General features: G+C 41.8%; 8 protein-coding genes. 7 read left to right on the top strand and 1 reads right to left on the bottom strand.

Features of this window, described 5'->3' with window-relative positions:
- Positions 1 to 50: 50 nt before the first annotated feature.
- The 3 genes from IPM47_03965 to IPM47_03955 all read left to right on the top strand — a co-directional run bounded on the left by IPM47_03965 (position 51) and on the right by IPM47_03955 (position 2990).
- A complete protein-coding gene (locus IPM47_03965) occupies positions 51 to 251 on the top strand; it encodes a hypothetical protein (GenBank protein ID QQS30116.1) in 201 nt (66 codons plus the stop codon).
- 308 nt (positions 252 to 559) lie between these two features.
- Entirely contained in the window at positions 560 to 2080 is a 1521-nt protein-coding gene (locus IPM47_03960) for an asparagine--tRNA ligase (GenBank protein QQS30115.1), read from the top strand.
- A gap of 358 nt (positions 2081 to 2438) precedes the next feature.
- Positions 2439 to 2990 (top strand): hypothetical protein, encoded by a 552-nt coding sequence (locus IPM47_03955; GenBank protein ID QQS30114.1) that lies wholly within the window; start codon positions 2439 to 2441, stop codon positions 2988 to 2990.
- A 396-nt stretch (positions 2991 to 3386) separates the two neighbouring features.
- On the opposite strand, the gene IPM47_03950 is transcribed toward IPM47_03955, so the two are convergent.
- Positions 3387 to 4562 carry an AI-2E family transporter gene (locus tag IPM47_03950; GenBank protein ID QQS30113.1) on the bottom strand — a complete coding sequence of 392 codons (1176 nt, stop codon included), beginning with the start codon at positions 4560 to 4562 and terminating at the stop codon, positions 3387 to 3389.
- A gap of 296 nt (positions 4563 to 4858) precedes the next feature.
- Between IPM47_03950 and IPM47_03945 the strand changes: the two genes are divergently transcribed.
- The 4 genes from IPM47_03945 to IPM47_03930 all read left to right on the top strand — a co-directional run bounded on the left by IPM47_03945 (position 4859) and on the right by IPM47_03930 (position 11574).
- Positions 4859 to 5494, top strand: coding sequence for a TetR/AcrR family transcriptional regulator (locus tag IPM47_03945; GenBank protein QQS30112.1), 636 nt, complete (start codon positions 4859 to 4861; stop codon positions 5492 to 5494).
- Positions 5478 to 6833 carry a TolC family protein gene (locus IPM47_03940; protein QQS30111.1) on the top strand — a complete coding sequence of 452 codons (1356 nt, stop codon included), beginning with the start codon at positions 5478 to 5480 and terminating at the stop codon, positions 6831 to 6833. The genes IPM47_03945 and IPM47_03940 overlap by 17 nt, the downstream gene beginning before the upstream one ends.
- A gap of 40 nt (positions 6834 to 6873) precedes the next feature.
- Complete coding sequence (locus tag IPM47_03935; protein QQS30110.1) at positions 6874 to 8007, top strand: efflux RND transporter periplasmic adaptor subunit; 1134 nt, start codon at positions 6874 to 6876, stop codon at positions 8005 to 8007.
- A 135-nt stretch (positions 8008 to 8142) separates the two neighbouring features.
- Positions 8143 to 11574, top strand: coding sequence for an efflux RND transporter permease subunit (locus tag IPM47_03930; protein ID QQS30109.1), 3432 nt, complete (start codon positions 8143 to 8145; stop codon positions 11572 to 11574).
- The last annotated feature ends 426 nt before the right edge of the window (positions 11575 to 12000 follow it).

The following is a 12000-nucleotide window of genomic DNA, read 5'->3' as shown; positions in this document are numbered from 1 at the left end:
AATCGGCTCAATACTCTTCGGTGTTTGCATTTTTCGGTTTAACTTTGTATATGCTTACAAGTGCATTTACACAAGATGCCACTGATGAAGGTTGCGATATTGTCTTGTTTAAATTCAAAGAAAATGGCGATACATTATACCGGCAGGCAGGTTGCTGCGGCAACTTTAACCGGCAACAGCGGCTTGAGGAGATTTCGGTGGCACATGTTCCGGCGGGGGTATATTATTACCGGGTGGTGGAGGGGAAGTGAAAAGTGAAAAGCTAAATGTGGTTAGTTGTGCTTAGGTGGCGGCGATACTTGTATCGGAGGGGATATCATTTAAGCAATATAAGTTTAGCTGCTGCCAGCCCCCGTTTTCAACCCTTCCAGTGTCCGGATCGGATATTGCGTTTCTTGCGGCTATCGTTTCCGGGCAGGTTGGAGCGATGTGGATGTCCGTAATTTCCTAAACCCCTTAAACCAATTCCTCAGGTTGTTTGTTGTGCAGCATCTGCAGGTTTGAAATTATGTCAATAATGCGTTACCTTTGCAGGCTTATTTAGAAAAATAAAACAACTATGTTCTACATTCAAGATATTGATCAATACGAAGGACAGGAAATTACCCTGAAAGGATGGGTAGAAAGCAAAAGAACCGGAGGAAAGGTCGCTTTTATCACCCTTCGCGATGGAACCGGATTTATGGAATGTATTTTTAGTTTGGATTCAGTAGGTGAGGTGATACTCGAAACCGCCAAACGCCTAACCCAGGAATCTTCATTGCAAATTACCGGAAAAGTGGTAAAAAACGAACAGCAGGACTTTGGTTATGAAATTCATGCCACAGGGCTGCAAGTTTACCAAATAGCTGCCGAATATCCCATTTCGCGCAAAGAACACGGCGTTGATTTTTTAATGAACAACCGGCATCTATGGTTGCGAAGCCGCAGGCAGTGGGCAGTTTTGCGGGTTAGAGACAGCCTGAAGTTTGCTATTCACCGGTTTTTTCACGAAAACGGATTTACCCAGACCGATGCCCCCCTGCTGACCGGAAATGCCTGTGAAGGGACAACCACGTTGTTTGAAACCGAGTTTTACGAAAAAGATGTGGCCTATCTTTCTCAATCAGGACAACTCTATGCCGAAGCTATCGTGATGGCATTGGGCAAAGTATATACATTTGGCCCTACTTTCCGCGCCGAACGGTCATCCACCCCCCGCCACTTGTCCGAGTTTTGGATGATAGAACCCGAAATGGCTTTCTATGATCTGGATATGGACATGGAACTGATAGAATCGTTTGTCAAATACATTGTCAATGCAGTGTATGCCGAATGTAAAACCGAACTTAAAATTTTGGAGCGCGACACCGTTTTGTTCGAAAATATCAACAAACCATTTCCGCGAATTACCTACACTGATGCTGTCAAAATTATTCAGGGCAAAAAAGAATGGAACGGCCGGAACGCTATTGACACCCTTCGCAGTCAGTTAGCACAGGTGTTAGCCGACCTCGAAGCCAAAAACGCCGAAATTGCCGAAACCGAAGCCTTGATGGCCGGAGGACAGGTCAGCAAAGGACAAGCCAACTACTACCAAAACAAGATTGACCGATTAAAAGGCGAAACCCGAAAGCTGGAAGACAAATCAAAAGAAATCCCCGAATGGATTGAAGCATCCTTGAATTTTCCGGATGGTGAAGATTTCGGTTCACCACAAGAAAAAGCCCTCACCAGTTTGTTCGATACTCCGGTAATGGTCTATAAATGGCCGCGCGCCATCAAAGCCTTTTATATGAAACGCTATGAAGACGACCCCGAGTTTGTCAAAGGGGTTGATTTATTAGCACCTGAAGGGTTTGGCGAAATAGTGGGCGGCTCGGAGCGTGAAACCGACCTGCAAACATTGGTGGATGCCATTCACCATCACGAACTGCCGATGGAAGCATTTGAATGGTATTTAGACTTGCGCAGGTTTGGTTCTGTACCTCATGCAGGGTTTGGATTGGGATTTGAGCGGGTGGTCATGTGGTTGACTGGTGTGAGTCATATCCGCGAAACCATTCCTTTTCCGAGATATTACGGGCGGTTGTTTCCGTAATCCGTAAATTTTAAGGTGTTTAGGGCAAGTAAAATCCATCCCTTGCCCTTTCGAGGAGAGGTATAATATTGGTATGTCTAACAACTTACAACTCATACCGATTGCACATTCAATTTAGTCTGCTCCAACTATAGGCGCTTGCTACTATTTGATTGGAATCGTTGCGTTTGGCGATTTAAGCGACAAAAAGAACAGTACATTTTAAAGCATTCACCGGTATTACACAGAAGTTTATTATTTCCTCTGTGGTTCTCTGTGCTATTCTTTTCACAGAGGTTCACAGAGGCAGCACAGAGTTACACAGAGGTTTATTATATCCTCTGTGGTTCTCCGTGCAAAAAAATCTCTGTGGTTCTCCGTGCAAAAAAATCTCTGTGGCTCTCTGTGCAAAAAAATCTCTGTGGCTCTCTGTGCAAAAAAAATCTCTGTGGCTCTCTGTGCTATTCTTTTCACAGAGGTTCACAGAGGCAGCACAGAGTTACACAGAGGTTTATTATATCCTCTGTGGTTCTCTGTGCAAAATAATCTCTGTGGTTCTCTGTGCAAAAAAATTCTCTGTGGTTCTCTGTGCAAAATAATCCCTGTGGTTCTCCGTGCAATAAAAATCTCTGTGGTTCTCCGTGCAATAAAAATCTCTGTGGTTCTCCTTTCAAATTTTTCACAGAGGCAGCACAGAGTTACACAGAGGTTTATTATTCCCTCTGTGGTTCTCCTTGCAAAAAAATTCTCTGTGGTTCTCTGTGCAATAAAAATCTCTGTGGTTCTCTGTGCAATAAAAATCTCTGTGGTTCTCTGTGCAAAAAAATCTCTGTGGTTCTCTGTGCAAAAAAATCTCTGTGGCTCTCTGTGCAAAAAAAATCTCTGTGGTTCTCTGTGCAAAATAATCTCTGTGGTTCTCTGTGCAAAATAATCTCTGTGGTTCTCTGTGCAAAAAAATCTCTGTGGTTCTCCGTGCAAAAAAATCTCTGTGGTTCTCCGTGCAAAAAAATCTCTGTGGTTCTCCGTGCAAAAAAATCTCTGTGGTTCTCCGTGCAAAAAAATCTCTGTGGCTCTCTGTGCAATAAAATCTCTGTGGTTCTCCATGCAAAAAAATTCTCTGTGGTTCTCCGTGCAATAAAAATCTCTGTGGTTCTCTGTGCTATTCTTTTCACAGGGTTATATCTGTTGCTCTTTCAATTTAATCTAAATAAATTTAACTATGGGATTATGCTGTTATTTGATTGGAGGAGTTACATTGGCGATTTAAGCGACAAAAAGAACAGCTCTTTTTCAAAGTAAATTTGATATCATAACAAAAGTCCCATATCTATCCATCCTCCGGTTTTCTGTTATTTTCTATTACAACGCCTTCAATTGCAGCAGCGCCTCCTTCGCGTTGTTCCAAAGAATGTAAAAAGCGGTTGTAATATCCTATGATTACAGAGGTGAGCGGCAAGGCTATAATCAGTCCCAAAATGCCCAGCAATTTTCCCCATATAGAAAGGGATAGTAAAATTATTGCAGGATTTAACCCCGTGGCATTGCCCATAATTTTTGGCACCAAAATAACATCCTGAATCACCTGTACAATGGCCTGTACCAAGATCACCAAACCAATCATCACCCAAAAACTGCCCCCTGTTTCTAAAGAATAGAGTAATGCAAAAAACGAAGCCGGTATAAATCCTACAATTTGCAGATATGGCACTAAATTGAGAAAACCGATAAACAAACCCAACGCAATACCCATAGGGAGCCCGATGATAGAAAAACCGGTAGCAATTAAAATGCCCACTATCAATGCAATAGAAGCCTGAGCGCGAAAGTAAGTATTCATTGAACGCTCCATATCACTCACTGCCGATACCACCATTGTCCTGTATTGGGAGGGGATCATTTTTTTCCAATGGGTGGTGATCAGATCGTAGTCTTTCAAAATAAAAATAAGGTATAGCCCAATGATGGTAATCCCTAAAATGGTAATTAATATGCTCAGAGAGCCGGAAAACACCCCCCAGGCACCGGGTAAAATCTTTTGCGCCAACATGTCAATGGTGGTCTCCAGGTTTTCAAACTTTAAAAACTCTTCAATATTTACTTTACGCGTAAATTCATCTAATTTTTCCTGTATGCCTTTCGGAAAATAAGACTCGATCTTATACCTAAGTGCGCTGTTATTGACATAATTGCCGACTAAAAACCCCATTTGTTTGGTATCCCGAACCAATCGCGGGATGAGCAGGGTAAGCAACAAGGTCAAGGAGCCAAACACCAGCAACAACGTAATAATCACAGAAGCAATCCGGTTTTTTACCCGTAGCCTATGTTGGATAAACACCACTAACGGATTGAGCAAATAAGCCAACACCAATGCAACTGCAAAAGGAATCAGCACATCGCTCAGGTAGTTGAGCAATTTAAGTACCCCCCAGATAATGGCTACAAAAATGATCAACCGGACTGTTCTGTCAAAGGTATAAGGTTTGCTGGTACTAAACGACATAGTGATTCAGGAGTTTGGAGGAGTTTTTTAGCTGAAAATTGTAGCAGGAATAACAAAGGTAAAACATCACAAATTTTCGTTGTAACAAACCGTAATATTTTTATTTTAATGGCTACAAATTTATCTCATCACCAACCGAATATCACCGGTTTGATAGCCCCTTGTTCCATCTTTTGGGTATAAATCTCGTCAAATTGTTAGCAAATTGCAAAAAACGCAAAAAACTTTGGAAACTTTAAAACCTTTGAGCGTTTCCAGTGTTTATGGATGTATCTTTGCATTTCCTAACTTCAATTATGGACGAAACACAAAAAAAGATTTTACAGCAGGCATTTACCCTGTTCACCAAATTTGGCATCCGCAACGTAAGTATGGACGATATTGCCGCACATCTTGGCGTTTCAAAAAAAACTCTTTACCAACACATTGACAACAAAGCCGAGCTAATACATAAAGCGATGGAACTGCACTTAGCCAATGAGTGCAATGTAACCAATGAGTTGTATGAATCTGCCCCAAATGCCATCGAAGAAATGCTCAGTATTGCTGACCATGTTTGCCGGCAATTGAGCATGATGCACCCATCAGCAATTTATGAACTCAAAAAATATTACCCCGAAAGCTGGGAACTGCTCGAACAGCACCGGATCGAGCATATTTATGGATGTATTGTTCAAAACATCAATAAAGGTATCAAACAGGGGTTATATCGCAACGACCTGAAACCCGAACTCATCGCCGGTTTCTATATCGCCAAAACCAGAACCCTGATTGGCGATAACTTTTTTACCAAAACCAGTTATAAGCCCACCGAAATTTTGCTGGAGATGATGCAATACCATATCTACGGAATTGCTACTCCTGACGGTGTTGAATATTTCCGTAAAAACGTCGAAAAAATTAAATCCCAAAAATATGCCCCGTATTTTTAAGATATTACTACTTGTCATCTCTGCGTTTGCTTTAGCCTATACTCCGCTTGCCTCGCAGAACGCTTCTTCAGATACGCTGAGGTTAACCTTATCCGAAGCTATTAGCCGAGGGCTTCAAAACAACCTGACCAAAAAAAATGCTGAGTTAGATGTCTTATCCGCTCATAAACAGGTCAATGTTTTAGTAGCAACCGGATTGCCACAAGTCAACGCATCGGTTGATTATAACCGCTATTTGCAATTACCCATCAGTTTGGTGCCTGCCGAGTTTTTTGGCGGAAACCCCGGTGAGTTTGCCGAACTTGCCTTTGGAACCAATAACAATTTAACGATAGGCGGTTCCGTCAATCAATTGTTATTCAGCGGAAGTTTTTTTGTTGCGCTCAAAGCCACCCAAAAATTGATTGAACAGGTTGAGCTACAGGTCGAAGCTTCCGATCTTCAAATACGCGATGCCATTACCCGCACCTACTTTTCCGCACTCATTATTCAGGAGAATATAGCCATTTTTCAAAAAAATATCCAGGTTTTGACTAAGGTTTTGAATGAAACAACCGCATTATACGAAGCCGGATTTGTAGAAAATATTGATGTTGACCGTTTAAAACTACAACTGTCAAATCTCCAAACTCAACAAAGCGCACTAAACAGGCAATTAGAAAGCGTCTATAACTTGTTGAAATTGCAGTTGGTGATGGATTTGAACCAACCTGTTTCCCTGTCACAATCACTGAAAGATTTTATTGACCTCAATAATGTTGCAGCTCAGATAGAATCGCTTTCTCCGAAAAGCCGGATAGAGTTAAGACAATTGTCAATGTCCGAATACCTCAACGATTTAGGCATCAAACAAATTAATGCCTCCCGTTTGCCCACCGTTACCGCTTTTTTATCCTACGAGCGTCGTTTTCAAAGTAATGATTTTGATTTCTTTACCGATAAATGGTTTCCTACATCCATGGCAGGCGTTCAGATTTCTGTTCCGATTTTTGATGGACTTGGCAAAAGAAATCAGATTGCACAACGCCTCATCAACAAAAAGAAAATTCAAAACGGACGAAGCCAGTTGCTGCAAAGCATAGACCTCGAAATTGCACAGGCAAAAATTTCCTATCAAAACGCTTTGGAACAACTCAAAAGCCAGGAAGACAATATGGCGCTGGCTCAAAAAATCTATAACCTGAGTCTGGTTAAATATAAAGAAGGAGTGGGGTCGAGTTTGGAACTGACTGATGCAGAATCTAAGCTGTTTCAAAATCAGGGACTTTACCTCCAGGCGTTTTACAATCTGCTCATTGCCCAAACCGATTTGCGCAAATCAATGGGTATTTATTACTAAATTACTAACCAACAAATCAACTACCACAAACAAAATATACATGAAACAATCCATCCTAATTTCAACTATAAGTTTTATTTTATTGCTGTTTGGGGCTTGTCAAGCCACAACCGGAGATAAAGCAACTGAATTAAAAACACTAAAAGAACAGCAAAATAAGCTGAACGAACAAATTGCCGCCCTTGAAAAAGAAGTCGGTAATCCATCCACTTCAACAACCCAGCCTTCAAAAGAAACTGCCGTTGAGGTCATGGAGTTGCGGCCACGACCCTTTAGCCATTTTCTGGAAGTACAGGGCAAAGTAGAATGTAATGATAATATAGCCGTTAGCCCCAAACAACCCGGAATTGTAACTCAGGTTTTTGTGGTCAGAGGGCAATCGGTAGCAAAAGGCGATATTTTAGCCACATTAGACGATGCGGTTTTTCAGCAAAGTTTGCAAGAGTTGCAAACCAATATTTCGTTCGCAAAAACGATATTTGAAAAGCAAAAAGCCCTTTGGGATCAAAAAATAGGCACCGAAGTTCAGTATTTAACCGCAAAAAACAATGTTGAAACTTTAGAGTATAAAATGGCAACTCTTCAAAAACAAGCCGATTTATACAATGTACGTGCACCAATTAGCGGAACAGTCGAGGAGGTTAATATCAAAGTGGGCGAAGGCGCAATGGTAGGTTCGCCCGTACCTCCGTTCAGAATTGTCAATCTTAGCAGCATGAAGGTATTGGCAGATTTGGCCGAAACCTATGTGAGTAAAGTAAAAGTAGGCGATAATGCCGAAGTGTTGTTGCCGGATCTGGGAAAAACGGTCAACTGTAAAATCAAAACCGTAGGAAACATCATCAACAATGCCGGACGCACCTTTCAGGTTGAATTGAAACTGCCCAATATTCCCGGAATCAGAACCAATATGGTGGCTTTGGTAAAAATTCAGGATTACTCGACAGGAAGCACAATCGTTGCACCTATTAATGCTATCCAAAATTCAGACGAAGGAAACTACGTTTTCATTGCCGAAAAAGCCGAGGATAAATTTGTAGCAAAAAAACAAATTGTTACCATGGGCGTTTCGGGCGGTAACGAAGTAGAAATAAAAAATGGCTTAAAACCGGGTGATATGTTGATTATCACCGGATTCCAAAATCTCAATACCGGACAATTAGTCAAATTTTAAGCCTTAGAAACTGTCCTCTTTCTAAAAACATAACTTTTGTTTTCCATTTACCCGGGGTTTTGGCTTTTGGTATCAAACAGCAGGTATGATTTTACCCCGTTCATTGTTTAACACTCACGCTCCGACATTTATAATATGAAACCTTTCAAAGAGTTTGGACCTACCAGTTGGTCTATTGATAATAGAACAAGTATTTTTGTAGTAACGGCTATTGTTGCCATTTTTGGTATTTCTACTTATATCAGCCTGCCCAAAAATCAGTTCCCGGATATAGTTATCCCTACTATTTATATCAGCACCATATACCCCGGTACCTCTCCGGCAGATATGGAGAACTTAGTTACCCGGCCTATCGAAAAACAAGTCAAATCTATTTCAGGAGTAAAAAAAATAACAAGCAACTCCTTACAAGATTTTTCAAACGTTGTGGTCGAGTTTAATACCGATGTGCAGGTAGATGTGGCCAAACAAAAAGTGAAAGATGCCGTTGACCGCGCTACCACCGACCTTCCCAAAGACCTACCCAATGCGCCGACCGTTCTGGAGGTAGATTTTTCGGAAATCCCGATCATGAACATCAACATATCGGGAGAGTTTGACCTTACCAAGTTGAAAAATTATGCCGAAGACATTAAGGATGAAATAGAACAACTTTCGGAAATTACCCGCGTGGACATGGTCGGCGCTTTAGAACGAGAAATCCAAATCAATGTGGACATGTTCAAACTTCAAAGTGCCAATGTAACCTTTGGAGACATTGAACGGGCTGTTTCAACCGAAAATATGACCATTTCCGGTGGGTTGATCAATATGTCGGAAATGAAACGGGCACTCCGCGTAAAAGGTCAGTTTGCCAATGCCATGCAAATTGGCGATATTGTAGTTAAAAGTATGTCGGGCACTCCGGTTTACCTTAAAGACATTGCAGATATTAAAGACACTTTTAAGGAAAAAGAAAGTTATGCGCGTTATAACGGTAAAAACGTGATTACCTTAAATGTAATCAAACGCAGCGGTGAAAATCTCGTGGAAGCTTCGGACAAGATACATGCTTTGGTAAATACGCTCATATCAGAAAAATTACCCCAGGACCTGAATGTAACCATTTCTGCCGACCAGTCGGAACTGACCCGTACCACACTGAACGACCTGATAAACTCTATCATCATCGGGTTTATTCTGGTTACCATTGTTCTCATGTTTTTTATGGGTGTTACCAATGCGTTTTTTGTTGGACTTTCTGTTCCTTTATCCATATTTTTAGCCTTTATGGTCATGCCGGCCATCGGGTTTGAGTTGAACATGATCGTGTTGTTTGCGCTGCTGTTTGCTTTAGGCATCATTGTGGATGATGCTATTGTGGTCATTGAAAATACCTACCGGTTGTTCAGAAACGGTCAAATTCCAATCGGTACCGCAGCAAAAATGGCAGCCGGGGAAATTTTTATTCCGGTCCTGGCAGGAACCTTGACCACCCTTGCGCCTTTTGTTCCGTTGGCGTTTTGGGGCGGAATCGTAGGTAAGTTTATGATGTACCTGCCAATTACCCTCATCCTTACCTTAGTTGCTTCGCTGATTGTGGCCTTTATCATCAATCCCGTGTTTGCTGCTTCTTTTATGAAGGCAGAAAACCCGTTTCCTACAAGCGAAGAAAAACGCAAACGGTTGCGCTCTTTTATCTCCACGGCTATTGTGATGGCAGTTATATCGGGCATTTCCTACATGATTGCTCCCAAAGGAGTGGGCAACTTTTTCCTCATTGCCTTAGTTCTGTATCTGTCGTACAAACTGTTTATCAAGTATTTGGTAATTGGGTTTGAACATAAGTTGCTGCCCGTATTGATGGATGCCTATGAATCTGTCCTGACATTTCTGCTCAAATCCTGGCGGCCTTATGCCGTGTTGTTGTTTACCGTTTTCCTCCTATTCTTCTCGTTCTTTCTGGTAAGAGTCAGAACCCCGCCTGTTGAGTTTTTCCCCAAAGGCGATCCCAATTTTATCTATGTTTATATGAACCTCCCGGTCGGAACTCATCAAAGCTATACCGACTCAATTACCCGTATTGTGGAAGGAAAAGTAGAAAAAATAATGGGTAAAGACAATCCGATTGTAGAGGCTATCAGCAGTAATGTTGCCGTTGGAGCTACCGATCCTTCGAGCGGCGACAGAAGCGCCTCTTCCAACCGCAGTAAAGTGGGCATTTCTTTTGTGAAATTTGCTGAAAGAAACGGGCAGTCAACCCAGGAATATATGGACAAAATAAGGGCAGAAGTGAAAGACATTCCGGGTGTTCAGGTAACCGTTGATCAGGAACAAAACGGGCCTCCGACCGGAGCGCCGATTAATATCGAAATCAGTGGAGAAAATTTGGAAGAACTGATTGACGTGTCTTCGCGGTTTAAATACTATTTGCAGGACTCCCTACAAATTCCGGGAATAGAAGAACTAAAATCGGATTTTGTCAACAACAACCCCGAAATTATTGTCAGTGTAAACCGGGAGCGCGCTAACCGCGAAGGGGTTTCTACCGCATTTATCGGATCTGAACTGCGCACCGCCGTTTTTGGCAAAGAGGTTTCAAAACTGAAAGACAACGAAGACGAATATCCCATTCAGTTGCGTTACAAGTATGAGCAGCGCAACGATGTTGATGCCCTGCTGAATACAAAACTGACGTTTCGTTCTGAAACCGGGCAGGTTAAAAACCTTCCTCTTGCCGCCGTTGCCGATGTAAAATATACCAATACTTATGGAGGTATTAAACGCAAAAACCTGAAAAGGGTAATCACCCTCAGTTCCAATGTTTTAAGCGGCTATACCGCAAATGAGGTGAATGAAAACATACGTCTGGCAGCCACCAAATTCCAACTCCCCGAAAGTATGGATATCAATCTGACCGGCGAACAGGAAGAACAGGCAGAAACAGCAGCCTTTTTGTTCCGCTCCTTATTGATTTCTTTAGGGTTAATATTTTTGATTTTGGTAACTCAGTTCAATTCGGTGAGCAAAACCTTAATCATCCTGAGTGAAATCATTTTCAGTATTACCGGCGTTTTGCTTGGTTTCAGTCTTTTTAATATGAAAATCTCCATCGTAATGGTGGGCATCGGAATTGTCGGACTTGCGGGAATTGTGGTTAAAAACGGGATTCTCATTGTAGAATTTGCAGACCTGATGCGAAGCAAAGGGATTGGCCTTCATAAGTCGGTGTCTATGTCCGGTAAAATCAGGATAAAGCCGGTTTTGCTGACCGCAGCTTCCACTATGCTCGGATTGATTCCCCTCGCTTTGGGTATGAATATCAACTTTTATACCCTGTTCACCGATTTTAATCCGCAGTTTTTCCTTGGGGGCGACAGCGTCGTTTTTTGGGGTCCTTTATCCTGGACCATCATCTTCGGTTTGTCTTTCGCAACATTCCTGACCCTGTTGGTTTTACCGGCTATGTATGTCATCAGATATGACCTTGGAGACCGGTTTAAAAAACTCATAGGCAAAAAACCGGAACCCATTCAAACGGAAACTCAGGAAGCCGAAACCCCGGTTGATACGGCTTTGCCGGTGTAAATTAGCTTAACATTTAACAGAACATTACCGGCATCTTAACGGTGTCGGTAGTGTTAGTCACTATTTTCCCGGCTTTAATTTTTTGGCTTGGATATCGCGCGCTTCTCCAAGCCGTTCCATCATCTCATCCATCCATATATTTGTATTATCTGCCTTTATCATGGTTATACATTCCTATACATTGAATAGATGCAAAAAAGTTCCATTAGGTGTTTAATCCCACCGAAAAATATAAAATCTGAAAACTCTTACTAAAATTGACGATTATTTGCATTTGCCTTGCAAACATAAGGCAATAAACACTGGGGGCATTTTTCTACAACTTTGTAAATATAGATAGCTTCCTTTACCCGTGGTTGAGCAAGGTATGTTCCAGATATTTTCAAAAAAATTTAAGGCTAAGTTGACGGCTTAAGGTACTCCTTG

Source organism: Sphingobacteriales bacterium (assembly GCA_016700115.1).
Lineage (GTDB): Bacteria > Bacteroidota > Bacteroidia > Chitinophagales > UBA2359 > UBA2359.
The sequence above is the reverse complement of the archived record's forward strand: the minus strand, read 5'-3'. Positions and strand labels throughout refer to the sequence as shown.

What these genes read in the sequence shown, in the direction of transcription:
- IPM47_03965 (QQS30116.1), top strand. Translation starts at nt 51, where the DNA reads ATGCTTACAAGTGCATTTACACAAGATGCCACTGATGAAGGTTGCGAT.
- IPM47_03960 (QQS30115.1), top strand. Translation starts at nt 560, where the DNA reads ATGTTCTACATTCAAGATATTGATCAATACGAAGGACAGGAAATTACC.
- IPM47_03950 (QQS30113.1), bottom strand. Translation starts at nt 4,562, where the DNA reads ATGTCGTTTAGTACCAGCAAACCTTATACCTTTGACAGAACAGTCCGG.
- IPM47_03945 (QQS30112.1), top strand. Translation starts at nt 4,859, where the DNA reads ATGGACGAAACACAAAAAAAGATTTTACAGCAGGCATTTACCCTGTTC.
- IPM47_03940 (QQS30111.1), top strand. Translation starts at nt 5,478, where the DNA reads ATGCCCCGTATTTTTAAGATATTACTACTTGTCATCTCTGCGTTTGCT.
- IPM47_03935 (QQS30110.1), top strand. Translation starts at nt 6,874, where the DNA reads ATGAAACAATCCATCCTAATTTCAACTATAAGTTTTATTTTATTGCTG.
- IPM47_03930 (QQS30109.1), top strand. Translation starts at nt 8,143, where the DNA reads ATGAAACCTTTCAAAGAGTTTGGACCTACCAGTTGGTCTATTGATAAT.